The sequence below is a fragment of the Rhodopseudomonas sp. genome, from assembly GCF_036404135.1.
Classification (GTDB): domain Bacteria; phylum Pseudomonadota; class Alphaproteobacteria; order Rhizobiales; family Xanthobacteraceae; genus Rhodopseudomonas_A.
Genome location: NZ_DASWPE010000096.1, coordinates 70,837 through 95,528, shown reverse-complemented (window position 1 = coordinate 95,528; position 24,692 = coordinate 70,837). Strand labels below are relative to the sequence as shown.

The following is a 24,692-nucleotide window of genomic DNA, read 5'->3' as shown; positions in this document are numbered from 1 at the left end:
GGCTCAGCCCTCCAGCGATTTCGCGGCGCCGTGGATCGCGGCGCGGATCCGGACGTAAGTGGCGCAGCGGCAGATGTTGCCGGCCATCGCCAGATCGATATCGCGGTCGTTCGGTTTCGGATTGCGCGTCAGCAGCGCCGCGGCGCTCATGATCTGGCCGGACTGGCAATAGCCGCATTGCGGCACGTCGAGCTTGACCCACTGCGCCTGCACCGCCGCGGCCTCGCGGCCGCCGACGCCTTCGATGGTGGTGATCTGGCTACTGCCGACCGCCGACACCGGCAGCGAACAGGAGCGCACCGGCTGGTCGTCGAGATAGACCGTGCAGGCGCCGCATTGCGCGACGCCGCAGCCATATTTGGTGCCGGTCAGCTTGGCGCCGTCGCGGATCGCCCACAGCAAAGGCGTGCCGGGATCGACGTCGATGGCGTGGGACTGTCCGTTGATGTTGAGCGTATAGGCGGTCATTGCCGGTTCTCCGAAAGCGAGACCGGAAACTAGATGCGAATGCTTCTAAACAGCAATTCACAAGAATTTGTGAGGGGTGAAGGGAACGAATTGGGGGTAGTCGTTCTCGGGAAAGCTCCGGGGTGAAGCTAAGGACAGCCTCTGAACTCAGGAGATACTCCCCGTTCGCGCCCGATTATGCAGGGCGATGGCCGACGGCATCCCCGTCTAGCGCGGAACTTCCTTCTTCGGATGCTGCGCGATCTGCTTTGGCTTATCGTAGATCAACTCGGTACTAGACGACAGGTTTGCTGATAGACGACGCCCCTCGTCGATCGACGGAGAATGAAACAAGACGCGCGATATCTTGAGTCGCTGCAATTTGTGAACTATGCGGTTGTCGATCTGCTCTTTCAAGGTTCGGCCAGAGCTATCGATTATGCCCGCGATGGCGTCATCCAAAGCTTGCTTCGATCTCGATTTTTCCCAACCCGGCTCAATAAACTTCCTAAAGATCCACCCCGCGGCCAGCAGAATGGCAGCTGTAATCTCGATCGAACCTCTATCGATTGAGGTAATGACGAACCTATCCGTCTGCCGGATGATGGATTGAAATACGTCTGTGTCCCCTCGGAGATTGGGGGAAGATAAAGTCAAAGCCTCTTCATAGAGCCGCAAGTCTGTCTGGAGCGCCGCATCCTCCATTTCTCGAAATAGGCTTTCCCACATCCGGGTCGTCAGCGGCCTATGTCTTCCAATTGAGATTCTAATTGGCAATCGAAGGGCATCATAATTGCCGACGAGGCTATTTGGCGCGGCTTCGCTTGATTCAAAAACCACAATATTCTCCTATGCAATGTTGATTGGAATAGCAGAATGGATTGACGAGGCAATTCGACCGTACGCGAAACATACAGGTCGAGTAGGAAGCATCCATCCAAATGATGAGTCATTCTGGATTGCGAGTTCGAAGAACGAGCAAGTCCGGAATCCATACTCCCTGCGGTGGTTATGGATTCCGGGCTCGTGCGCAGCTTGAGCTGCTCGCGCCCCGGAATGACGGCCGGGGAGTGTGGAAGTGCATCAACACGTCGCGATAACGTCTGTTAGCGCGAACAGTTTCTACCCCACCGGATAACGCAACGCCCTCCCCGCAAAGAACGCCGTCAGATTTTCGATCACGCAGTCCTGCATCGCGATGTGGGCCTCTGCGGTGTGGCCGCCGATATGCGGGGTCAGCACCACGTTGGACAGCGCGGTCAGCCCGTCCGGCACCAGCGGCTCGACCTCGAACACGTCGAGCCCGGCGCCGGCGATGGCGTGATCCTGCAGCGCCGCGACGAGCGCGGCCTGATCGATCACCGAGCCGCGGGCAATGTTGATCACCACGCCGCTATGGCCGAGCCGCCGCAGCATTGCGGCGTCGATGATGTGGTGGGTGTCGGCCCCGGCGCGCACCGCGATCATCAGCACGTCGCACCAGTCGACCAAAGCTTCGAGGCTGTCGTGATACGCATAGGGCACCTCGTGCCTGGGGCGGCTGTGATAGCCGACCTCGGTCTCGAACGACGAGACCCGCGCGGCGATCTTCTTGCCGATCTCGCCCATGCCGTAGACGCCGACGCGGCGCCCGGTCAGCGCCAGCGGCGGCACCGCGCGCGGCGAGGCCTTGCCCGCCGCCCAGCCGCCGTTGCGCACATAAGCATCGGCGGGCAGTAATCGCCGGATCAGCGCCAGCAGCAAGGTCATCGCCAGATCCGCGACCGCCGCGGCGTTCGCCGCCGGGCTGTGGCCGATCGCGATATTGCGCGCAGCCGCTGCGGCGCGGTCGACGCCGTCATAGCCGGTGCCGTAGCAGATGATCGCGCCGAGCCCCGGCATCGCGTCCATCGCCTCGGCGCCGAGCCGTTCGCCGCCGGCGGTGATGATCGCGCGAACGTCACCGAGCTGATCGGCGCCGAACGCGTCACGCGGCGGTCGGCCTTCGCTGTCGATCAGTTCGAAGCGCTCGGCGATCCGCGCCATCATGGTTTTCGGGAAGCGGGAATAGATCAGAACCGTGTTACCCATAACGCAATACCTTCCTCGACCCAAAAAAAGGGGCGAAATCGGTTGCCCCGATTTCGCCCCTGGTTTGCCGCAAGTTTTTTCAGGCTTAACCGAGGATGCTGCCCGGCTCGACCTTGACGCCCGGACCCATCGTCGAGGACACCGCGACGCGCTGGATGTAGGTGCCCTTGGCGCCGGCGGGCTTGGCCTTGGAGACCGCGTCGGTCAGCGCCTTGATGTTCTCGACCAGCTTGTCCTCGCCGAACGAGGCCTTGCCGATGCCGGCCTGGACGATGCCGGCCTTCTCGACCCGGAACTCGACATTGCCGCCCTTGGCGCCCTTGACGGCGCTGGCGACGTCCATGGTGACGGTGCCGATCTTCGGGTTCGGCATCATGCCGCGCGGGCCGAGCACCTTACCGAGACGACCGACCAGCGGCATCATGTCCGGGGTGGCGATACAGCGATCGAACTCGATCGTGCCGCCCTGCACCTTCTCCACCAGGTCTTCCGCGCCGACCACGTCGGCGCCGGCGGCCTTGGCTTCGTCGGCCTTGGCGCCGCGCGCGAACACGCCGACCCGCAAGGTGCGGCCGGTGCCGTTCGGCAGCGTCACCACGCCGCGCACCATCTGGTCGGCGTGACGCGGATCGACGCCGAGATTGATGGCGATCTCGATGGTCTCGTCGAACTTCGAGACGGCGCGTTCCTTCACCATCTTGACGGCGTCGGCGAGCGGATAGAGCTTCTCGCGATCGACACCTTCACGGGCCTTCTTCAAACGTTTTCCGATTGCCATGACCCGTTACCCCGCTACTTGAAGGCCCATCGAACGGGCGGAGCCCTCGACCATCTTCATGGCCGCTTCGACGGTGTCACAATTCAGATCCTTCATCTTCTTCTCGGCGATCTCGCGCACCTGCGCGGAGGTCACCTTGCCGGCCACGTCGCGGCCCGGCAGCTTCGATCCGGACTGGATCTTGGCGGCCTGCTTGAGAAAGAACGACATCGGCGGGGTCTTCATTTCGAAGGTGAACGACCGATCGGCGTAGATCGTGATCACCACCGGAATCGGGGTGTTCTTCTCTTCCTTCTGGGTCTGCGCGTTGAACGCCTTGCAGAACTCCATGATGTTGAGGCCGCGCTGACCAAGCGCGGGACCGATCGGGGGCGAGGGATTCGCCGCACCGGCCGGCACCTGCAATTTCAGGTATCCGGTCACTTTCTTTGCCATGCTCTTCTCCTTGTGAGTGGTGCGGCGTCGAGCGGCTGGCGACCGCCTTCACCTTCCACGATAAAAGCGAATAGTGAGTGGCGAATAGCGAGTCCTCGCCAGACGCTTATTCTATTCGCTATTCGCCATTGGCGAACTCAGACCTTCTCGACCTGACCGAATTCCAATTCCACCGGGGTCGCGCGGCCGAAGATCGACACCGCGACCTTGACCCGCGAACGGCCCTCGTCGATTTCCTCGACCACGCCGGAGAACGAGGCGAACGGACCATCGGCCACCCGCACGTTCTCGCCGATCTCGAACGACACCGACGCCTTCGGCCGCTCCACGCCTTCCTGCACCTGGTGCAGAATGCGCATCGCCTCGGGTTCGGTGATCGGCATCGGCTTGTTCTCGGCGCCGAGGAAGCCGGTGACCTTCGGGGTGTTCTTGATCAGATGAAACGCCTCGTCGGTGAGGTTCATCTTGACCAGCACGTAGCCCGGGAAAAACTTGCGTTCGGCGTCGACCTTGCGGCCGCGGCGCACCTCGGTGACCTTTTCGGTCGGCACCAGCACCTGCTCGAACAGCTCTTCGAGGCCCCGCTGCTTGGCCTGCTCGCGAATCGACTCCGCGACCTTCTTCTCGAAGTTGGAATAGGCGTGGACGATGTACCAGCGCATGCTCATGATTTTAAATTCCGTGCGCCTGCCGTTAGTGGATGCCAAGTATGAAGGTGATGAACAGCCGAATGATCTGATCGGCGAAAAAGAAGAAGATCGAGGCCAGCGCCACCATCACGAACACCATGATCGTGGTGATCGTGGTTTCGCGGCGCGACGGCCAAGTGACCTTGGAGGTCTCGGTCCGCACTTCTTGCAGGAATTTGAACGGGCTAAAGGCCATCGTCGTGATCCGCGTCCGTCGTCAGGTCTCAAGGGTTTCGGGAATCCGAACAGCCCTCTTGCGCCCAATCCTTTGCCAAAGACAACCCTTTGCCAAGGATGAGCCGCCAAGCGGGCCCTTTTTTCGGGAAAACAAAGCCGCGTCGGAAATCCGTCAAAACGGGCCGACAGCGAGTGCCGCTGTTTACTGCGCCGACGGCCCAAGGTCAAGATCAGCTCAAGACATCGAACCGCCGCCCGGCGGCCCCGGCTGGCGAACGTCGGCGGCGCCATGACAGCGGCGCAGCGACGACCGGGCATCAGCTTAAGCTGCTGATTTCGCTGGCAGGGGCGGTAGGGCTCGAACCTACGACAACCGGTTTTGGAGACCGGTGCTCTACCAACTGAGCTACACCCCTATCTGACGTCTCTATAGCGAAGGGAATTGCCGCCGTCACGTCCCCCTTTTGGCAAAGTTGACGCGTTCCACAGCGCCGAGGCAGCGCCCGGCGCCACACCGCAGACACAAGTCTTTTCAGAATGTTAAGCGAAAGTTGACGGCGTCCGCCTAGAACCGGGATGAAATTCATTGCGACGATCACACGCATCCGGGGGCCCCATGCTCGGCATCAAGTCCATTTCCGTCCGCATCATGGTGGCGATTTCGCTGGTCGGCGCGGTGTCCTGCGCCGCCCTGGCCGGATTCGGCATCTGGCGGCAGCAGACCACGGTCGATCTGGCGCTGCAGCGCGAGCTGCGCGACGATTACGCCACCATGCTGGCCGCCCTGGACGGCGAGACCCGCACCGCGCTCGCCGTCAGCAAGGCGCTGGCGACCATGCCGCAGCTCAAAGCCCTGGTCCGCGCCGGCGATCGGCCGGGCGTGCTGGCGATGCTCAACGACGCGCTGCGCGACATCAAGCCGCTGGGTCTGGAATTGATCACCATCCAGGTCCCGCCGGCGTTGGCGCTGGCGCGGGTGCATAACCCGTCGGCGTTCGGCGACGACGTCTCCGCCCGCCGCAAGATGGTGGTGCAGGCGTTCCAGACCAAGCAGGCGATCGGCGGCGTCGAGACCGGCCGCGATGTCCTCAACGTGTTCGCCACCACGCCGATCATGGACGGCGCCACCCTGGTCGGCGCCATCGATATCGGCGCGCCGTTCGGCGACACCTTCGTGAAGGCGATGAAATCCCGGTTCGGCGTCGACGTCGCGATCCACCAGCTCGACGGCGGCGCGGTCAAGACGCTGGCCACCACCCTGACCCGGGGCGCGCCGTCGATCGAGCTGATGCAGCGCGCGTTGTCCGGCGAGACCGTGATCGAAACCCGGGCCAGCGAGGGCCGCAGCTTTGGCCCGATCAAGAATTTCTCCGGCGACCCGGTCGCCGTGGTGGAAATCGTCCGCGACACCAGCGCCTACCAGGCCGTCGCGCGGCAATCGATAATGTGGTTTGCCATCGTCACCGCGATCGCCGTGCTGATCGCCGCGCTGGTCGCCGCCTGGCTCGGGCGCGGCCTCGGCCGGCCGATCCGGGCGCTGGAGGATGCGATGGGCCAGATCAGCTCGGGCCGGCAGGACGTCGTCGTGCCGGGCGCCAAACGAAGCGACGAGATCGGGTCGATGGCGCGCGCGGTCGAGGTGTTCAAGGATGGCCTGGCGGAGACCGCGCGGCTACGCGGCGCCCAGGAGCAGCAACGCGCCCAGGCCGAGGCCGAGCGGCAGAGCACGCTGCAGGCGCTCGCCGGCCGCTTTGAATCCGGCGTCGGCAGCATCGTCGCCGCGGTCGGCTCGGCGGCGGTCGATCTGCGCAGCACCGCGCAATCGATGGCCGACAATGCCGAGGAAGCCAGCAGCCAGACCACCGCGGTCGCGGCCTCCTCGGAGGTGGCGACACAGAATGCGCAAGCCGTCGCCGCCGCGATCGAGGAGCTCAACGCCTCGGTCAACGAGATCGCGCAACGCGTCAACGAATCCGCCAAGGTCGCCGGCGCGGCGCTCGATCAGGCCAACAACACCAACGCGCAGATCAACGGCCTGGCCGATGCCGCGCAACGCATCGGCGACGTCGTCAAGCTGATCAGCGAGATCGCCGCGCAAACCAACCTGTTGGCGCTCAACGCGACGATCGAGGCGGCGCGCGCGGGCGAAGCCGGCCGCGGCTTTACCGTGGTCGCCTCCGAGGTCAAGGCGCTGGCGACCCAGACCGCGAAGGCCACCGACGAAATCTCCGCGCAGGTTTTGGCGATCCAGAACGCCACCCAGCTTTCGGTCGACGCGATCGGCGGCATCACCTCCACCATCGGCCAGGTCAGCGAGATCGCCTCGGCGATCGCCGCGGCGGTCGAGCAGCAGAGCGCCGCCACCCGCGAAATCGCGCAGAACGTCAGCGAGGCCGCGCGCGGCTCCAGCGAAGTCTCGGACAACATCGAGGGCGTCCGCCGCGCCGCCGAACAGACCGGGGTTGCGGCGAGCCGCGTCGTCGACTCATCCGCGGAACTGTCGCGCAACGGCGACCTGCTGCGCAGCCAGGTCGACGCCTTCCTGCGCGAAGTCCGTGCCGCCTGATCCTCTGGCACGATTGCAGCGACGCAACACGCGTCCGCGCGGGACGCGGCGCTGCCGCCATGGTGCGGCTGAAACCGGCAACAGCTTTCCCCGGTCGCGCGCGTTGACCGAACGATCCCTTCGTTCGCGCGCCGCGGCCTGTTCAATCGCGACATTCTGGTTCAATCTGTTGCAGCGCTGCGAAGAAGCCCACATCGGGCCGCGCACAGCACGTTGACACGAAAGACGCCATGACCAGTCCAGCGACCCTGCAGCCGGCAACGCGGCCCGCCTCGCCGACCCCGCCATTGCCGCACGGCAAACCCGACGCGCTCGGGCTGTCGTCGCATCGCTTGCGCAAGATGTCGGACGCCTTCAAGCGCGAGATCGACAAGGGAAGCATTCCCGGCGTCACCGTGCTGATCGCGCGCCGCGGCGAGGTCGGCTGGTTCGAAGCGCTGGGCCGCCAGAGCCCGGCGGCCGCCCAGCCGATGACGCAAGACAGCATCTTCCGGATTTTCTCGATGACGAAGCCGATCGTCTCGATCGCGGCCATGCAGCTGGTCGAGGACGGCCTGCTGCTGCTCGACGACGCGCTGGCGAAATTCATTCCGGAGTTCGCCGACCAGAAGGTCGGCATCGCCCGCGGCGACGAGTTCGATCTGGTGGCGCCGACCCGGGCGATCACCATCCAGGACCTGCTGCGCCACACCTCCGGCATCGGCTACGAACATATCGGCACCGGACCAATTCAGAAGCAGTATCTCGAAGCCAAGCTCGGCGACCGTAAGCTCAGCAACGCCGACCACGCGCGGCTGGTCGCCGGCCTGCCGCTTCTGTGCCAGCCCGGCAGCGCGTTCAACTACAGCCGCTCTACCGACATTCTCGGCCGCGTGCTCGAAGTGATCACCGGCCAGGCGCTCGGCACGGTGCTACAGCAGCGCGTGCTGGCGCCGCTGCAGATGAACGAGACCGCGTTCCACACCGGGCCTGAGAATGCCGGGCGCCTCGCCGAGCCGTTTGCGACGGATCCGTGGAGCGGCGAGCCGGTGCAGCTGTTCAACATGCTGGAGCGGCCGACCATGCAATCCGGCGGCGGCGGGCTCACCTCGACCACCATGGACTACGCGCGGTTCTGCCAGATGCTGTTGAACGGCGGCACGCTGGACGGCACCCGTATCATCGGCCGCAAGACGCTGCAGCTGATGGCGTCGAACCATCTCGGGCGCCACGTGCCTACCGATCGCTACATCCTGCCGCCCGGCCACGGCTTCGGGCTCGGCTTTGCGGTGCGCACCGACCAGGGCTTGGCGCCGTTCGCGGGCTCGGTCGGGCAGTTCTTCTGGAGCGGCATCGCCGGCACGTTCTTCTGGATCGATCCGCAGGAAGAACTGTTCGCGGTGTTCATGTCGCAAGGCCCCGGCCAGCGCGAATATTTCCGCAACCTGGTGCGCAGCCTGGTCTACGCCGCGCTGGAGTAAGCGCCCCCGCGGCGCCGCGCGACATTCGTCTAACTCCGCTGCGGTTCGGATAACGTCTCAGCCGAGTTGCGCGCGCCTTTGATATATCCATCTATCGACTTGCGCGACGTCCTGCCAAATAATTCGCGCCATTGTTCTGACGTCCCGCTCCCGCGCGGGGGCATGCTTTGGCAGGTAGTTCATGACCGGGTCGCAATCCGATATCGCTCGCCGCAGATTCCTGGCCCTCGGTGCCGGCGGCGTCGCCGCCGCTCTTGCCGGACGATCCGCACCGGCGCAGTCGACGCCGAAGCCCGAGGTGGTGCGGATCGGCGTGCTGACTGCGGCGCGGGCCTGGACCGTGGGTCGCTTCGACGGCAGCTTCGAGAAGGCGCTCGGCACCAAGGTCGAATGGGTGTCGTTCCCGGCCGGCGGGCCGGCGCTGACGCTGCTCGCCGCCAAGCAGATCGATTTCGCGATCTTCGGCAACACCCCGATCGTCGCCGGCATCGCCCGCAAGCTGCCGATCCAGCTTCTCGGCTCGCCGGAAATCGTCGCCACCAGCGAACGGCTGATCGCCAAGCCGGGCATCGCTACGCTGAAGGACCTCGAGGGCAAGCGCATCGCGGTGGCGCCCTCCTCGACCATGGCGTTCGCGCTGGAAGCCGCGATCCGCATCAACAAGCTCGACGGCGGCAAGATCAAGCGTCTGCCGCTGACCCAGCCCGATACGATCGCGGCCTGGAAGCGCGGCGACATTGACGCCACTTACATCAACGGCCCGTTCTGGGGCGAATTGCTCGCCGACGGCGGCCATCAATTGCTGGTGTCGGAGCAGTTGCAGCAGGACGGCGTGTTCGTGTGGAATTCGGCGGTGGTGCGGGCCGAATTCGCCGACGCCTATCCGGACACGGTGGTAGCCTGGCTGCACGCCGTGCAGGCGCAGATCGAGCGCTACAAGGCCGATCCCGACGCGGTCGCGCGCATCCTGGCGCAGAACTATGGCGCACCGTTCGAAGCGGTGCGCGATACGCTGGCGGGGCTGCGCTATCCGTCGTTCCAGGAACAGCTCGGTCCGAAATATTGGGGCGATGCCGCAACCGCCAAGGATGCGCCGCTGATCAAGGCGCTCGGCGACGCCGCCAAATTCCTCGCCGACACCGGCGAATTGAAGCCGGACAGCATCCCGGAATCCTTCGTGCCGCTGGTCAATTACGCCCTGCTACGCAAAGCCTTCCCGGCTTGACGCTGAGCGGGTCGACACGACAGGCCGCGATCAGCGCAGGCTCGGTCGTGGCGGTGACGCTGCTGTGGGAAGCGGCCGGCCGCGGTCATTGGGTCGACGCCCTGCTGCTGCCGCCGCCCTCGGAGATCCTATCGACCGCGATTGGCCTCGTGCGCGACGGCTATCGGCAGACGCCGCTGTGGCAACATCTGGCGCTCAGCCTCGGGCGCGCGGTCGGCGCCTTCGTCGCCGCGGTGGCGATCGGGATACCGCTCGGCATCGGCATGGGGATGGCGCCGATGCTCGGCGCGCTGATCGATCCGTTCGTGCAGTTCCTGCGCCCCTTGCCGAAGCTGGCGCTGATCCCGCTGGTGATCCTGTGGTTCGGGATCGGCGAATTCTCCAAGGTGCTGCTGATCTTCATCTCGGCCCTGCTCAGCATCGTGGTCGGCGCCGCCGCGGCGGTCGGCAACGTGCGGCGCCAGCAACTGCGCGCCGGCCAGGCGCTCGGCGCCCACGGCTTTCAGCTGTTCCGCTACGTGATGCTGCCGCAGATGCTGCCGGAACTGTTCGTCACCATCCGGCTGTCGCTCGGCATCGGCTGGACCACGCTGATCGCCGCCGAGATGATCGCCTCCGACGCCGGAATCGGCTGGATGGTGGTCAATGCCAGCGCCTATCTGCGCACCGACATCGTGATGCTCGGCATCGTGCTGCTCGGCGCCACCGGCTACGCGCTCGACCTGGTGCTGATCGCGCTGCAGCGCTGGACCACGCCGTGGGCCGGACACGCCTGACGCCGATGCCCGCGCCGCTGATCGAACTCAACGCCGTCGGCAAGCGGTTCGACGACCGCCGCAGCGGGCGCGCCACGCAGGCGCTCGACGATTTCTCGCTCGCGGTCGCCGAGGGCGAGTTCGTCTGCCTGCTGGGGCCAAGCGGCTGCGGCAAATCGACCGTGCTCGACCTGCTCGCCGGCTTCGAACGGCCGAGCGCCGGCCATGTGGCGATCGGCGGCGCGCCGGTCGGCCGACCGGGGCCGGATCGCGGCATCGTGTTTCAGGACGCGCTGCTGTTTCCCTGGCTGTCGGTGCAGGGCAACATCACCTTCGCGCCGCGACTCGCCGGCATCCCGGCGCGGGACTACCGGCCGCGCGCGCGGCAACTGATCGAGGTGATGGGGCTTGCCGGCTTCGAACGCCACGCGCCCTACGAACTCTCCGGCGGCATGCGGCAGCGGGTGGCGATCGCGCGGGCCTGGATCTCACAGCCGCGGCTGTTGCTGATGGACGAGCCGTTCGGCGCGCTCGACGCGCAGACCCGGCTCGACATGCAGGAGCTATTGCTGTCGGCGCGCGACCGCACCGGCTCCACCGTGCTGTTCGTCACCCACGACATCGAGGAATCGCTGTTCCTCGCCGACCGCATCGCTGTGATGAGCCGGCGGCCCGGCCGCGTCGCGCTGGAGATCTCGGTGCCGTTCCCGCGACCGCGCAACTACGAGGCGCTGCTCGCCGAACCGGAATTCGGCCGGATCAAGCAGGCCATCGTCAAAATGCTGCGGCAACAGCGGCAGGTGGATTAGCTGATCGTCGCGCCGCCGTCGATCACCAGAGTCTGCCCGGTCATGAAGGTGCCGGCCGCCGAGGCCAGAAACACCGCGGCGCCGGCGATCTCGTCGGGCTCGCCGATCCGCAGCAACGGCGAGCGTGCGGTGGATGCCTTCAGCGTGTCCGGATTGTCCCACAGCGCCTTGGCGAAATCGGTCTTGATCAGGCCCGGCGCGATGCAGTTGACACGGACATTGTGCGGGCCGTATTCGCAGGCCAGATTGCGCGCGAGCTGCATGTCGGCGGCCTTGGAGATGCAATAGGCACCGATCACGGTAGAGCCCTTCAGCCCGCCGATCGAGGACACGATGGTGATCGAACCGTCGCGGCGTTCGATCATCTGCGGCGCCACCAGGCTGATCAGCCAGTGATTGGCGACGATGTTGTTGTCAAGGATCTTGCGGAACTGATCGTCGGAAATCTCCGCCTGCGGCCCGTAATACGGATTCGACGCGGCGTTGCACACCAGCGTGTCGATCGGCCCGAACACCCGGTTGGTCTCCTCGACGAGATGCTTCAGATCGTCCTTGGTCGAGATGTTGGCGGCCACCGGCAACGCCACGCGGCTGCCTAGCTTGTCGTTGATGGCGTGCGCGGCCTCGTCGCAGGCCTGCTGCTTGCGCGACGAGATCACCACATTGGCGCCGTGCTCGGCCATCCGCTCGGCGATGGCGCGGCCGATGCCGCGCGACGAGCCGGTGATCACCGCGACTTTTCCCGACAGATCGAACAAACTCATAAATCTCTCCCAGATGATCCGGCGGTTGCGCCGGTTGTTGACGAGGTGCGGCGGGCGACGGGCCGGCTTATGCCAGCTTGCCCGGCGCCAGTTCCGGCCCGTCCGGCTGATGCATCGCGGCGTGCGCGGCGTCGGCGATCCAGGGCTGCTGATTGAGCATCGGAATCCGCCAGCCGGAATGGCCGTCGCTTTCCAGATGATCGAGCCGCGTCACCGAGCAATTGTCGATGGTGAAGGCGAGCCCGCGTTCCGGCTGATCGCCGAGCGCCAGCCCAATCGCCGCCTTGATGGTGCCGCCATGCGCCACCGCGATGACGTCCTGCCCGGCGTGACTGACATTGATGCGCTCGATCGCGCCGCGCACCCGGGTGTAAAGGTCCATGAAGCTCTCGCCGCCCGGCGCCGGATCATCGATCGGCGCGAACCAGTAGCTGCCGACCGCGATCGGCCGCGAGGCGAAGAACGCCGCGCGGTTCAGCCCCTGCCACTCGCCCAAATGCTGCTCGGCCAGCGCCGGCTCCTGCGCGATGGTCGCCGGCTCGGGATAGCCGGCGGCGAACAGCGCCGCCGCGGTCTGATGCGTGCGCTTCAGATGACTGGAAAACCACGCCGCGTGGCGCGGCAGGATCTTGCCGACCGCGCTGAACACGTAGCCGTCGCTGCAGTCGCAGCCGATGTCGGTCTGGCCGTAGATGCAGCCATTGTCCTCGCGCACCGGGGCGTGGCGCACCCACCACCACCGCGTCGCCACCACGCCGGGTGGGACGGCGGGCTGTGCTGCGAGCGGCTGATCGGCATTGGACATCGCCATACCCCTTCCGACGATCTGCTGCAAAAGACCGGCTTCACCGGACTTGCAAGTCGCTGTACGTCAGTGCGCAGATGGCCTCAAGTGACTTGTGGTCGAACCACCGTCTTGGCTGGACAACCAGCCGATCGGAATTCCGTGATGCGGCAGACGCCGCGCGCGCACAAACTGGGAGATACGCATGGGCCGCCTCGAAGGCAAATCCGTCATCATCACCGGCGCCGGCAGCGGCATCGGCCGCGCTGCGGCGCTACTGTTCACCAAAGAAGGCGCCAGACTGATCGCGGTGGATCGCTCGGAAGCGGTGCACGACACCGTCGAGCTAGTGCGCCGGCAAGGCGGCCACGCCGAGGCGGTGGTCGGCGATGCCGGCTCCGAGCACGACGTCAAAGCCTTCATCGCCCAGGCGGTGGCCGAGCATGGCCGGCTCGACGCGATCTGGGCCAATGCCGGGGTCAGCGGCGGCCTGGTGCCGCTCGAGGAGCAGACCGTCGAACACTGGCAGGAAGTGCTGCGGATCAATCTGATCGGACCGTTCCTGGCGATCAAGCACGCGATCCCGCACATGATCGCGCAGGAGCGCGGCGCCATCGTGCTGACCGCCTCGGTCGCCGGGCTGAAGGCCGGCGCTTCCGGCCACCCTTACGCGGCCTCAAAAGCCGGGGTAATCAGCCTGGTGCAGACCACCGCCTATTCGCTGTCCGGCACCGGAGTCCGGATCAACGCGGTGTGTCCGGGGCTGATCGAGACCGGGATGACCCAGCAGGTGTTCGACAACGCGCGCGAACGCGGCACCGCACACAAGATCGGCCAGATCAATCCGTTGAAGCGCGCCGGACAGCCGCACGAGCTGGCGGCGATGGGGCTGTTCCTGGCCAGCGACGAGGCGTCCTACGTCAACGGCCAGGCGATCCCGGTCGACGGCGGCCTAACCGCGTCGATGCCTTATGTCGGCAAGCCGATATGAAGGGCGCCTCGTCGCGTGATGTTCCGCGGCGGTCGCTGGGCGATGGCTTCAGGGGAGCGTGCCGCTCGCACCTCGGCCGCGAAGTGGCCTCCGCATTTCAACGGGTCGTCCCTGCGCATGCAGGGACCCATACGGCGCGGAATCTCTTTTTGCGCGATGGCCAGGGACATTGCTGATCGCGAACGCCAGGGGTGATAGGTCCCTGCCTGCGCAGGGACGACGCGTGGAGACGCTTCGCTCGATCGCGACGACCTGGCCGGCGTGGCGCCGTTGAACAGAATGGGTTCAACGCGACGCCCTATCCCGCCCCGGCCTTCTGCGCGTAGCTCCACGCCGCCTGCGACAGCGGCACGGTGCGCGCGGCGGTTTCCATCGCCTTGGCCGAGGCGGCGGTGCCGTCGCGGATACGCCCGGCGATGCCCTGGGTGATGCCGGCGAGGCGAAACAGATTGTAAGCGTAGTACCAGTTGAGATCTGGCACCTCGGGGCGGCCGCTGGCGCGGCAGTAGATCTCGGCGGCCTCGTCCATGGTCGGGATGTTGAGCCCGGCGAAATCCACCTCGGCAAGGCCGGGCATAGTCCATTGCATCAAGAGGTACGTGAAATCCGCCATCGGATCGCCGAGCGTGGACAGCTCCCAATCCAGCACCGCCTGCACCTTGGGCTCGGTGGCGTGAAACACCATGTTGTCGATGCGATAGTCGCCATGCACCACGCAGATTCCGGCCTGCTGCGGCACGCTGCGCGGCAGCCAGTCGATCAGCCGGTCCATCTCCGGAATGCTCTGGGTCTCCGAGGCGCGGTACTGCTTGGTCCAGCGATCGACCTGACGGGCGAAGTAATTGCCGGGCTTGCCGAAGTCGCCGAGCCCGATTGTCTCCGGATCGTAGCTGTGCAGTTTCGCCAGCGTCTCGATCTTGGCGGTGTAGATCGCGCGGCGCGCCTCGCGCGGCAATTGCGGCAGCGTCGAATCCCAGAAGATCCGGCCCTGCTCCATCGACATGACGTAGAACGCAGCCCCGATCACCGCGTCGTCGGTGCACAGCGCGTAAGCCTTGGCGACCGGAAAGCCCTTCGCGCCGAGTGCTGCGATCACCTTGAACTCGCGATCGACCGCATGCGCCGACGGCAGCAATTTGCCGAACGGCTTCCTGCGCATCACATAAGCGCGCGCCGGCGTATCCAGCCGATAGGTCGGGTTGGACTGGCCGCCCTTGAACTGCAGCACGGTCAAAGGCCCAGCATAGCCCACGACATTGTGCTGCATCCAACGGTCGAGGCTTGCTTCGTCAATCTTGTGACGCTCCTCGACCGGCTTGGTGCCGGAAAACTCCTCGTCCCTGCGCACGGCTTCGCTCACGTTGTCCCCGCTTCAGTGCTTGGCCGGCGCGTTGGCGTATTTGCGCAATTCGAGCCGCGCGATGGCGCGGTTGTGCACCTCGTCCGGGCCGTCGGCGAGACGCATGGTGCGCATATGCGCGTAGTCCTTGGCGAGACCGGCGTCGTCGGAGACGCCGGCGCCGCCGAACGCCTGGATCGCGTTGTCGATGATGCGCAGCGCCATGTTCGGCGCCGCGACCTTGATCATCGCGATCTCGAGCTGCGCGGTCTTGTTGCCGACCTTGTCCATCATGTCGGCGGCCTTCAGGCACAACAGCCGGTTCATCTCGATGTCGGTGCGCGCCTCGGCGATGCGTTGCTCCCAGATCGAATATTCGATGATTTTCTTGCCGAACGCGGTGCGCGACGACAATCGCTTCACCATCTTCTCCAGCGCCTCCTCGGCCTTGCCGATGGTGCGCATGCAGTGATGGATGCGGCCGGGGCCGAGCCTTCCTTGCGCGATTTCAAAGCCCCTGCCCTCGCCGAGCAGGATGTTGCTGGCCGGGACGCGGACGTTGTCGAGCAGCACCTGGCCGTGGCCGTGCGGCGCGTCGTCGAAGCCGAACACCGGCAGCATCTTTTCCACCGTGATGCCCTTGGCGTCGCGCGGCACCAGAATCTGCGATTGCTGCTGATGCCGCGCCGCGCCGGGATCGGTCTTGCCCATCACGATCAGCACCGCGCAGCGCGGATCGCCGACGCCGGACGACCACCATTTGCGGCCGTTGATGACATAGTCGTCGCCGTCGCGCTCGATCCGGGTCTCGATGTTGGTGGCATCTGACGAGGCCACCGCGGGTTCGGTCATCAGGAAGGCGGAACGGATCTCGCCGTCCATCAACGGTCGAAGCCATTTGCGCTTGTGCTCCTTGCTGCCGTAGCGCATCAGCACTTCCATGTTGCCGGTGTCCGGCGCCGAGCAGTTGAACACTTCCGAGGCAAAGCCGATGCGGCCCATCTGCTCGGCGAGCAGCGCGTATTCCAGATTGCTGAGGCCGGCGCCGCGGAACTCGTCATCCTCATGCGACGACGGCGGCATGAACATATTCCACAGCCCTTCGGCCTTGGCCTTCTTCTTCAGGTCTTCGAGGATCGGGATCACCTTCCAGCGCTCGCCGGCCTCGTCCTGCTCCCTGTAGATCGGCACCGCCGGCCGCACATGCGCGTCCATGAAGGCGTTGACGCGATCGAGCCATTCGCGCTGGCGGTCAGACAGGTTGAAATCCATGGAAGCGTTCCTCAGGTTTTTGCAGCACTTCTTTGCGCGGCACTGTCTCGCCGTCGCGCCCCCGCCGCAAGGCCATTTTGCGCGATGCGCAGGCCGTTGCGGCGGCCGCCGGACGGAATTTCTGACGGGAAGCGCGTCAGGCGCAACGGCGCGCATTGACAACTCCCCTCGTTCAAACGATTGTTTCATACAAGCGTTTGAATTGCAAGATCCCACCCCTCACACTTTGGCTTAGGATGTCGACCGATACCCGCAGCGCGATCCTCACAGCGGCCGAGCGGCTCTATGCCGCGCGCGGCTTTTCCGAGGTGACGCTGCGCGACATCGTCGCCGAAGCCGGCGTCAACCTCGCCGCGGTGAACTATCATTTCGGCTCCAAAGACGAATTGATCACCGAATTGTTCGTCAGCCGCTCGCTTGCCACCAACCGCGAGCGGCTCAATGAATTGAAGGCCGCGGAAGCGGCCGGCGGCGGCCGCGCACCGATCGAAGAGGTGCTGCGGGCGCTGGTCGGCCCGACCTTGCGCGGCTGTCTCGGCCCCGATCAGCAGCGCTCCGACGCCGCGCGCTTCATGATCCGCGCCTCGATCGAGGCGATCGCGCCGATCCGCGCCATCAAGAACCGCGAGGTCGATCACTTGCGCAAATTCGCCGCGGCGCTGCGCCGCGCGCTGCCGGCGCTGCCCGAGGTGGAGATTTTCTGGGGGCTGCATTTTGCGCTCGCGATGGCGCACCACACCATCCGCGACAGCGAGCGATTGCAGAAGCTGTCGGACGGCCGCTGCGATCTCAACGACGTCGACGGCGTGATCGACCGCGTGGTCGCCGTCGCGGCGCTGGCACTGGCGGCGAAGGCGGACAAGCCGGCGCGGCGTCACCGCCCGGCCTGAACCGCACCATCGGGCCGGCTTGTTGCGGCGAAGCGCGATTGCCGGCTTCAGCAAGCCCACGGCGGGACATCTGCCGCCGGTTCGGCTGGTGGGTTAGGCTGAAGCCGTATTGCAGAGCGCCGCCGGCGGCGGCTAACTGCGTCACACACCGCGTGGCTGGCTGCGGCGCCGGTTGGGAGTGGGACGATGCACGAATTTTCCAAGTGGTTTTTGCGGGTGATGATCGTGGTCGGCGCGATCGGTTTCACCGCGCTATTTCTGTACCGCAACCTCGGCAGCCTGATCGCGTCCTCGACATCGACCGCGCCGACGACCGCCGCGGCGTCGACGGCGCCCAGCCTCGCGCCAGTCGCCGCCGACGTCAGCGATCGCTTCGCGCCGTGTCAGCCGATCGGCCGCACCGCGCGCGGCGAATTGGTGTTCTCGATGGATTGCCAACGCGGCGCGGCGGCGCCGGCGGACGGCGCAGCCACAGCCGCGGACCCCGATTCCAAATAGCCGCCGCGATCAGGCCCGCATGACGCCGGCGGGTGCGGCCTGCGGACCGGCGAACAGGCTGCGCCCCGGAATCGCGTCGAGCAGAGCGCGGGTATAGGCGTGCTGCGGCGTGCTGAACACCGAGCGGGTCTCGCCCTGCTCGACGATCGCGCCGCGCCGCATCACCACGATGCGATCGGCGATCTCGGCGGCGACCCGCAGATCATGGGTGATGAACAGCATCGCCAGATTCATTTCCTCGCGTAATTCGGCGAGCAGCGCCAGGATCTGCGCCTGCACCGAGACGTCGAGCGCCGACACCGCTTCGTCCGCCACCAGCACCAAGGGCTTCAGCGCCAACGCCCGGGCGATGCAGATGCGTTGCCGCTGGCCGCCGGAGAATTCGTGCGGATAGCGCTCCGCGGCGCTGTCCTTGAGCCCGACCCTTGCCAACAGCCGCTTGGCATCGGCGATCGCCTCGGCGGCCGGCACGCCGTAAGCCATCGGCCCCCGGGCGATGGCGTCGCCGACCTTCTGCCGCGGATCGAGCGCGGCGTAGGGGTCCTGAAACACGATCTGCACCTTGCGGCGCATCGAGCGCAGTTGCACGCCGCGCAGCTCGAGGAAATCGGTGCCGTCGAAATCGATCGCGCCGGTGTCCGGCTCGATCAGCCGCATGATGATGCGGCCCAGCGTCGACTTGCCGGAGCCGGATTCGCCGACCACCGCCACGGTCTCGCGCGGCCGCAACGTCAGCGCCACGTCCTGCACCGCCGCCACCCGGCGATCCGGCCGAAACAGCCCCTGCCCGGTGACGAAGGTCTTGTTCAGGCCCTGCGCGTCGAGCAACGGATCGCCGCGGATCCCGCGATCGAGGCTGGAGGCCGGCCGCGAGCCCGGCACCGCCGCGATCAGCGCCTTGGTGTAGTCGTCCTTCGGCGCGTGCAACACCTCGTCGACGCTGCCCTGCTCGACCACGCGGCCGCCGCGCATCACCACGACGCGGTCGGCGATATCGGCGACCACGCCGAAATCGTGGGTGATGAACAACACGCCCATGCCGCGCTCGGCCTGCAATTTGCGGATCAGCAGCAGGATCTGCTTCTGGGTGGTGACGTCCAGCGCGGTGGTCGGCTCGTCGGCGAGCAAGAGCGCCGGATTGTTCGACATCGCCATCGCGATCATGATGCGCTGACGCTGGCCGCCGGAGAGCTGGAACGGATAGCTGCGCACCAAGCTCGCGGGGTCCGGCAGGCCGACCGCGGCGACCAGTTCCAGCACCCTTGCGTCGAGCGCCGTCTTGCTCGGCCGCGGCCGGGCGTGGGTGAGGATCGCTTCGGCGATCTGGTCGCCGACCCGCGCCAGCGGATTGAGCGCGCTGAGCGGCTCCTGGAAGATCATCGAGATCGGACCGCCGCGCAGCCCCCGCATGCTGGCCTCGTCGGCGGCGGCGAGATCGGCGCCCTGAAACCGGATCGCGCCGGCGGCGACGGCGAGATTGTCCGGCAACAGCCGCAGCACGGCATGCGCGGTGATCGACTTGCCGGAGCCGGATTCGCCGACCAGGCAGACGATCTCGTTGCGGCGCACGCTCAGCGACACCTCCTCGACCGCGAAGCCGCGGTCGCCGCCCTGCGGCAGCGCCACCGACAGATTCTCGATCGACAGCAGGACATCGTCGGTCATACGGTTCGGCCCCTTCTGGAGATGCGCGGGTTGAGCGTGTCGTTCAGTCCCTCGCCGACCAGATTGATCGCGAGCACGGTGAGCAGGATGGCGATGCCGGGAAACACGCTCATCCACCAGGCCTGGCGCATCACGGTGCGCGAGGCGCCGATCATGAAGCCCCAGGACATCAGGTTGGGATCGCCGAGCCCGAGGAAGCTCAGTGCGCTTTCAATCAGGATCGCGGTGGCGATGGTCAGCGAGCCGGTGACGATGATCGGCGAGATCGCGTTGGGCAGGATGTGGCGCAGCACCACCACCATCGGCGGCTGGCCCTGGCACACCGCCGCCTGGACGAATTCGCGGCCGCGCAGCCGCAGGAATTCCGCCCGCGTCAATCGCGCCAAGGGCGGCCAACTCACCGCGCCGATCGCGATGATCACATTGCTCAGCGTCGGCCCCAGCGTCGCCACCAGCAGGATCGCCAGGATGAAACCCGGGATGGTCTGGAACAGTTCGGTGACGCGCATCATCAGGTCGTCGACCTTGCCGCCGAAATAGCCGGCGATGGCGCCGACCACCACGCCGATGAACAATGCGGCGAGCGTCGAGGCGACGCCGATGCTGAGCGACACCCGCGCGCCATGGGCAATGCCGGCGGCGACGTCGCGGCCGAGCATGTCGGAGCCGAGCCACAGCCCCTCGCTGAGCGGCGGCTGGAACGGCGCGCCGACCATCTCCCAGGGATCGTCGGGAAACAGCGCCGGCGCGACCGCGGCGAGCACGATCACCGCGAGCAGGATCACCAGGCCGATCACGCCGGTCGGGTGGCGCAGGAAGGTCTTGAGCGTATCCATGATCAAACTCCGCTCATGAGGCCGCACGCAGCGAAACCCGCGGATCGACCAGCCGGTAGATCGCGTCGGTCACCAGGTTGAGCAGGATGACGATCACCGACATCATCAGGAAGATGCCGAGCATCACCGGATAGTCGCGCTGCAACACCGCGTCGTAGGTCAGCCGGCCGAGCCCCGGCCAGGCGAACACCGTCTCGATCACCACCGCGCCGCCGACCAGCGCGCCGGCCTGCATGCCGGCCACCGTGACCACCGGCAGGATGGCGTTGCGCAGGATGTGACGGGCGACGATGCGCCCTTGCTTCAAGCCCTTGGCGCGCGCGGTCTTGATGAAATCCTGATGCGCGAGCTCGATCACCGAGGAGCGCATCAGCCGGGCATAAATCGCCATATGCACCGCCGCCAGCGAGACCGCCGGCAACACCAGATGCGAAGCGATGTCGCGCAGCCGCTCGAACGCCGTCATCTCCACGCCGATCGTGACATAGCCGAACGCCGGCAGCCAATCCAGCTTGACCGAGAACAGCAGCACCAGCATCAGCCCGAGCCAGAACACCGGCATGGCGTAGAGCAGCAGCGACACGATGGTCAGCACGGTGTCGCTCCATTTGCCGGCGCGCATTCCCGCCAGCGTGCCGAGCAGCACGCCGGCGGCGAGCGCCAGAAAGAACGCCGTGCAGGTCAGCAGCAAGGTCGCCGGCAGCCGTTCGCCGAGCAGCGACAGCACGCTGCGCTGCTGGCGATAGGAATAGCCGAGATCCAGGGTGACGATGCGTTTCAGATAGGTGGCGAGCTGCACCGGATAAGGCTTGTCGAGGCCGTATTCGGCGCGCAGCTGGGCGAGCAATTTGGCGTCCGCCGAGCCACTCTGGCCGGCGATCACCTGGGCCGGATCGCCGGGGGCGGCGTGCACCAGAACAAAGTTGAAAGTCGCGATCACCAGCACCACCGCGACGAACCGCGCCAGCCAGCCTAGGACCGCCAGGGCCACGGCGACGCCGCGGCCCGCCTTGGTATCCAGCGCCATCACGCTCATGCGAACGAGACCGTGCCGAAGGTGTCGTGCACGCCGATCGCTGTGGTGATCACGTTCTGCAGCCGCTTATCCATGAAGTTCGGATAATCCATCTCCAAAAGCCAGGCCACCGGGGCGTCCTCGACGATCAGCTTCTGCGCCGCGCTGTAGCATTGCTGGCGCTTGGCGTCGTCGCCCGCCACGGCGGCTTCCTCGAACAATCGATCGACCTCCGGATTGGAATAGCCCGCGGTGTTGGAGAACAGGATGCCCTTGTGGATGTTGGAGGAGACGTAGGTCCGCGCCACGCCGAGCGCCGGATCGCCGAACTGATAGACCACGGTCGCGGTCATCGAGAAATCCCAGTTGCTGTACTTGTCGGCCCAGCCGGCGAGATCGATGCCCTGCAGCTGCAGGTCGACGCCGACGCGCGCCAGCGACTGGCGAATGAACTCCGCGGTGCGCTGATGGGATTCGCCGTAAGGCGGCACCAGATACGGAATGCTGACACGCTTGCCGTCGGCGCCGGGCTTCAGCCCCATCTCGTCGAGCAGCGCTTTGGCCTTGTCGAGCGAGTAGTCGTACTGCTTGACGTCCTTCTCGTAGAATTTCGTCTTCGACGACACCGGCCCGGTGGCGATCTTGCCGAGACCGAAATACACCCGATTGAGCAGCGCCTTGCGATCGATCGCGTACATCACCGCCTGGCGGAACCGCTTGTCGTCCATCGGCGCGATGCGGTTGTTGAATTCCAGCCACTGGTGCGGCGCGAAGAATTCATAGCCCTTGGTGGTCATCGCCAGATTCGGCAGTTTGGTCAGCCGCGGCACCTCGAAGGATTCCACGTCGCCCCATTGCGTCAGCTGCACGGTGCCCTGCTCCAGCGCCACCGAGCGCGAGGCGGAGTCCGGGATCACGCGATAGATGATCTCGTCGAGATAGGGCTCGCCGGGGCGATAATAGCCCTCGTGCCTGACGAGGTGAACGTGCGAGCCGCGCACCCATTCCTTGAGCTTGAACGGGCCGCAGCCGATCGCCTGGGCGTTGGCCGGATTCTTGCGGAAGTCGCTGCCTTCATAAATGTGCTTCGGCACGATCGGCGCGGTGGTGCAGTCGAAGGCGGTGAGGAACGGCGAGAACGGCGCCTTCAGCTTGAACACCACGGTGAGCGGGTCAGGCGCCTCGGCCTTGTCGATCCGCGAGAAGGTGGAGCGGGCGCGGGAGTGGTTCTCGATCAGAACCTTCATCACCGAGAACACCACGTCCTCGGAGGTCAGCGGCGTACCGTCGTGGAAGGTGATGTTGGGAAACAGCTTGAAGGTGTAGGTCAGCCGGTCCGGCGACACCTCCCAGGATTGCGCCAGCCCGGGCAGCGGCTTGAGATCGAAATCGTAGCGCAACAGGCTTTCATAGATCTTGCCGCCGAGCGTCAGCGTCGGCTGCTGCTGATTGAGCGCGGTGACCAGGATCGGCGGCTCCGGCTGGATGATGGTGTTGAGCGTGCCGCCGCGGGTCTGCCCCGCCGCGCGGCTCACGCCGATCGGAAAACCACCGATGCTGAGCATGCCCGCGGCAAGACCGAGTTTGGCAAATTCACGTCTGTTCATGGCGTTCCTCGCTTGTGCAATTGAAATCGGGATGCTGGTTCATCAAACGATGGCCTCGATCAGGCAGGGGCCGCGGCGGCCGAGCGCGGTGTCGAGCGCCTTCGAAAACTCTGTCACGGTGCTGGCGCGGCTGGCCTCGACGCCCATGCCCTCGGCGAGCTTGGCCCAGTCGAGGTCTGGCTGGTCGAGCCGCAGCATGCGCTCGGCGTTGCGGCCCGGGGCCTGCGCGCCGACCTTGTGCATCTCGCCCCACAGCGTGGCGTAGGAGCGGTTGGAAAACACGATGGTCAGCACGTCGAGATTCTCGCGGGCGTGGGTCCACAGCCCTTGCACCGTGTACATACCGCTGCCGTCGGCCTGCAGATTGATCACCTTGCGGCTCGGACACGCCACCGCGGCGCCCGCCGCCATCGGAATGCCGATGCCGATCGCCCCGCCGGTGATCTGCAGATAGTCGTGCGGCTCGGACTCATAGGACAGGTCGAAGAAGCCCGACGAGGTCAAAGCCTCGTCGCAGACGATCGCCTGTTCGGGCAGCCTTGTTGCGACCAGCCGGTTCACCGCGGCCACGGTCAGGGCATCGCCGGCGGCGCTCGGCGCCGCCGCGGCGGGCAACGGTCCGGCAAAGACCAACGGCGCGGCCGGCGCCTTCGCTTCGTCGGCCAGCCATTGCAGCGCCTGAACGAGATCTTGATCGGCGCGTGCCAATTGCACGATCTCGCAAGCCGGCTGCGCCAGCCGGCCCGGCTGGTTCGGATAGGCAAAGAACGACACCGGCTCCTGGCTGCCGATCAGCACCAGCATCTCGACGTCGCACAGCATCCGGCCGCCGACCTCGTGGGTGAGTTGCAGTTTGGCGATCGGGGTGCGACCGCGGCCGCGCTCGATCCGGCCGTTGGCGCCCTGCGCGAACATCTGCGCGCCGGTGACGTTGCAGATCCGCGCGGCGAGCTTCAACGGCGCGTCGCGCAGCGCAGCGCCGGTGAGCAGCAGCGCCACCTTGCGCTTGGCGCGCAACGCCGCGCCGATCCGAGTGATGGTGTCGGGGTTGAGCGGCTCGCGTTGCGGGCGCTGGCCGCGCGCCAGCGTCGCGGTGTAGCGATGCTCGTTCCACGCCATGTCGGCGGGCAGGATCAGCGTGGAAATGCCGGGCGTCAGGCTCTGCGACCAGGCCTCGGCGACGTCGCGGTCGATCTGCACCGGATCGGCGATGCGACGCACCCAGCGCGACATCGGCCGCGCCAGCGAGTCGATGTCGCTGGTCAACGGCGAATCCAGCGGCAGATGCTCGACCGCGTGATCGCCGACGATGTTGATCATCGGCGAATTGGCGCGCCGCGCGTTGTGGATGTTGGCGAGACCGTTGGCGAGCCCGGGGCCGAGATGCAGCAGCGTCACCGCCGGGCGATCGCGCATCCGCGCATAGCCGTCGGCGGCGCCGGTCACCACGCCTTCGAACAGGCCGAGGATGCACTTCATGCGCGGCTGGCGATCCAGCGCCGCGACGAAATGCATTTCCGAGGTGCCGGGATTGGCGAAACAAACGTCGACCTCGTGGGCGAGCAGCGCGTCGCACAACCGATCCGCCCCGGTCATGGTTCGGGTGGCAGCGCCTGCGGG

At 66.1% G+C, this 24,692-nt stretch carries 24 protein-coding genes and 1 tRNA gene; 8 read left to right on the top strand and 17 right to left on the bottom strand.

Features of this window, described 5'->3' with window-relative positions:
• Positions 1-3: 3 nt before the first annotated feature.
• The 8 genes from VGC77_RS11380 to VGC77_RS11345 form a co-directional block, all read right to left on the bottom strand.
• Positions 4-468: a (2Fe-2S)-binding protein gene (locus tag VGC77_RS11380; protein WP_331171674.1), complete on the bottom strand. Its 465-nt coding sequence runs from the start codon at positions 466-468 to the stop codon at positions 4-6.
• 207 nt (positions 469-675) lie between these two features.
• Entirely contained in the window at positions 676-1,287 is a 612-nt protein-coding gene (locus VGC77_RS11375; protein ID WP_331171673.1) for a hypothetical protein, read from the bottom strand.
• Positions 1,288-1,569: 282 nt separating this feature from the next.
• Positions 1,570-2,517 (bottom strand): NAD(P)-dependent oxidoreductase, encoded by a 948-nt coding sequence (locus VGC77_RS11370; protein ID WP_331171672.1) that lies wholly within the window; start codon positions 2,515-2,517, stop codon positions 1,570-1,572.
• A gap of 85 nt (positions 2,518-2,602) precedes the next feature.
• Positions 2,603-3,295 carry a 50S ribosomal protein L1 gene (gene rplA / locus VGC77_RS11365; RefSeq protein ID WP_331171671.1) on the bottom strand — a complete coding sequence of 231 codons (693 nt, stop codon included), beginning with the start codon at positions 3,293-3,295 and terminating at the stop codon, positions 2,603-2,605.
• A gap of 6 nt (positions 3,296-3,301) precedes the next feature.
• The gene (gene rplK / locus VGC77_RS11360; protein WP_331171670.1) at positions 3,302-3,730 is read right to left on the bottom strand and encodes a 50S ribosomal protein L11; all 429 of its coding nucleotides are present in this window, start codon (positions 3,728-3,730) and stop codon (positions 3,302-3,304) included.
• Positions 3,731-3,867: 137 nt separating this feature from the next.
• The gene (gene nusG, locus VGC77_RS11355; RefSeq protein ID WP_331171669.1) at positions 3,868-4,398 is read right to left on the bottom strand and encodes a transcription termination/antitermination protein NusG; all 531 of its coding nucleotides are present in this window, start codon (positions 4,396-4,398) and stop codon (positions 3,868-3,870) included.
• 25 nt (positions 4,399-4,423) lie between these two features.
• Positions 4,424-4,615, bottom strand: coding sequence for a preprotein translocase subunit SecE (gene secE / locus VGC77_RS11350; RefSeq protein ID WP_331171668.1), 192 nt, complete (start codon positions 4,613-4,615; stop codon positions 4,424-4,426).
• Between the two features lie 321 nt (positions 4,616-4,936).
• Positions 4,937-5,012 (bottom strand) — tRNA-Trp (locus VGC77_RS11345).
• A 200-nt stretch (positions 5,013-5,212) separates the two neighbouring features.
• On the opposite strand from VGC77_RS11345, the gene VGC77_RS11340 reads away from it, so the two are divergent.
• The 5 genes from VGC77_RS11340 (at position 5,213) to VGC77_RS11320 (ending at position 11,411) form a co-directional block, all read left to right on the top strand.
• Positions 5,213-7,162 carry a methyl-accepting chemotaxis protein gene (locus VGC77_RS11340; RefSeq protein ID WP_331171667.1) on the top strand — a complete coding sequence of 650 codons (1,950 nt, stop codon included), beginning with the start codon at positions 5,213-5,215 and terminating at the stop codon, positions 7,160-7,162.
• A gap of 230 nt (positions 7,163-7,392) precedes the next feature.
• Entirely contained in the window at positions 7,393-8,622 is a 1,230-nt protein-coding gene (locus VGC77_RS11335) for a serine hydrolase domain-containing protein (RefSeq protein WP_331171666.1), read from the top strand.
• A 181-nt stretch (positions 8,623-8,803) separates the two neighbouring features.
• Positions 8,804-9,847 (top strand): ABC transporter substrate-binding protein, encoded by a 1,044-nt coding sequence (locus VGC77_RS11330; protein ID WP_331171665.1) that lies wholly within the window; start codon positions 8,804-8,806, stop codon positions 9,845-9,847.
• Positions 9,848-9,894: 47 nt separating this feature from the next.
• Positions 9,895-10,623 carry an ABC transporter permease gene (locus tag VGC77_RS11325; RefSeq protein ID WP_331171664.1) on the top strand — a complete coding sequence of 243 codons (729 nt, stop codon included), beginning with the start codon at positions 9,895-9,897 and terminating at the stop codon, positions 10,621-10,623.
• Positions 10,605-11,411, top strand: coding sequence for an ABC transporter ATP-binding protein (locus VGC77_RS11320; protein WP_331171663.1), 807 nt, complete (start codon positions 10,605-10,607; stop codon positions 11,409-11,411). Before VGC77_RS11325 ends, VGC77_RS11320 begins: the two co-directional genes overlap by 19 nt.
• On the opposite strand, the gene VGC77_RS11315 is transcribed toward VGC77_RS11320, so the two are convergent.
• Together VGC77_RS11315 and VGC77_RS11310 are read right to left on the bottom strand one after the other, a co-directional pair.
• A complete protein-coding gene (locus VGC77_RS11315; protein ID WP_331171662.1) occupies positions 11,408-12,175 on the bottom strand; it encodes an SDR family oxidoreductase in 768 nt (255 codons plus the stop codon). The genes VGC77_RS11320 and VGC77_RS11315 overlap by 4 nt on opposite strands.
• A gap of 67 nt (positions 12,176-12,242) precedes the next feature.
• Positions 12,243-12,980 carry a histidine phosphatase family protein gene (locus VGC77_RS11310; protein ID WP_331171682.1) on the bottom strand — a complete coding sequence of 246 codons (738 nt, stop codon included), beginning with the start codon at positions 12,978-12,980 and terminating at the stop codon, positions 12,243-12,245.
• Between the two features lie 184 nt (positions 12,981-13,164).
• On the opposite strand from VGC77_RS11310, the gene VGC77_RS11305 reads away from it, so the two are divergent.
• On the top strand, positions 13,165-13,950 hold the full coding sequence (locus tag VGC77_RS11305; RefSeq protein WP_331171661.1) for an SDR family oxidoreductase: 786 nt from the start codon (positions 13,165-13,167) through the stop codon (positions 13,948-13,950).
• Between the two features lie 298 nt (positions 13,951-14,248).
• Here the strand turns inward: VGC77_RS11305 and VGC77_RS11300 are convergent, their stop codons facing one another.
• Both VGC77_RS11300 and VGC77_RS11295 read right to left on the bottom strand, forming a co-directional pair.
• Positions 14,249-15,310: a phosphotransferase family protein gene (locus VGC77_RS11300; protein WP_331171660.1), complete on the bottom strand. Its 1,062-nt coding sequence runs from the start codon at positions 15,308-15,310 to the stop codon at positions 14,249-14,251.
• A gap of 12 nt (positions 15,311-15,322) precedes the next feature.
• Positions 15,323-16,561, bottom strand: coding sequence for an acyl-CoA dehydrogenase family protein (locus VGC77_RS11295; RefSeq protein WP_331171659.1), 1,239 nt, complete (start codon positions 16,559-16,561; stop codon positions 15,323-15,325).
• 236 nt (positions 16,562-16,797) lie between these two features.
• Here VGC77_RS11295 and VGC77_RS11290 point away from each other — a divergent pair, with 236 nt between their 5' ends.
• Together VGC77_RS11290 and VGC77_RS11285 are read left to right on the top strand one after the other, a co-directional pair.
• On the top strand, positions 16,798-17,451 hold the full coding sequence (locus VGC77_RS11290; protein ID WP_331171658.1) for a TetR/AcrR family transcriptional regulator: 654 nt from the start codon (positions 16,798-16,800) through the stop codon (positions 17,449-17,451).
• A 186-nt stretch (positions 17,452-17,637) separates the two neighbouring features.
• A complete protein-coding gene (locus VGC77_RS11285; protein ID WP_331171657.1) occupies positions 17,638-17,949 on the top strand; it encodes a hypothetical protein in 312 nt (103 codons plus the stop codon).
• A 9-nt stretch (positions 17,950-17,958) separates the two neighbouring features.
• On the opposite strand, the gene VGC77_RS11280 is transcribed toward VGC77_RS11285, so the two are convergent.
• The 5 genes from VGC77_RS11280 to VGC77_RS11260 are packed head-to-tail and all read right to left on the bottom strand — an operon-like array spanning position 17,959 to position 24,668.
• Positions 17,959-19,614 carry an ABC transporter ATP-binding protein gene (locus VGC77_RS11280; protein ID WP_331171656.1) on the bottom strand — a complete coding sequence of 552 codons (1,656 nt, stop codon included), beginning with the start codon at positions 19,612-19,614 and terminating at the stop codon, positions 17,959-17,961.
• Positions 19,611-20,450 carry an ABC transporter permease gene (locus VGC77_RS11275; RefSeq protein WP_331171655.1) on the bottom strand — a complete coding sequence of 280 codons (840 nt, stop codon included), beginning with the start codon at positions 20,448-20,450 and terminating at the stop codon, positions 19,611-19,613. The genes VGC77_RS11280 and VGC77_RS11275 overlap by 4 nt, the downstream gene beginning before the upstream one ends.
• A 13-nt stretch (positions 20,451-20,463) precedes the next feature.
• On the bottom strand, positions 20,464-21,486 hold the full coding sequence (locus VGC77_RS11270) for an ABC transporter permease (protein WP_414709646.1): 1,023 nt from the start codon (positions 21,484-21,486) through the stop codon (positions 20,464-20,466).
• Positions 21,483-23,072: an ABC transporter substrate-binding protein gene (locus VGC77_RS11265; protein WP_331171654.1), complete on the bottom strand. Its 1,590-nt coding sequence runs from the start codon at positions 23,070-23,072 to the stop codon at positions 21,483-21,485. Before VGC77_RS11265 ends, VGC77_RS11270 begins: the two co-directional genes overlap by 4 nt.
• Positions 23,073-23,114: 42 nt before the next feature.
• A complete protein-coding gene (locus tag VGC77_RS11260) occupies positions 23,115-24,668 on the bottom strand; it encodes an acetolactate synthase large subunit (RefSeq protein WP_331171653.1) in 1,554 nt (517 codons plus the stop codon).
• Positions 24,669-24,692: the final 24 nt, after the last annotated feature.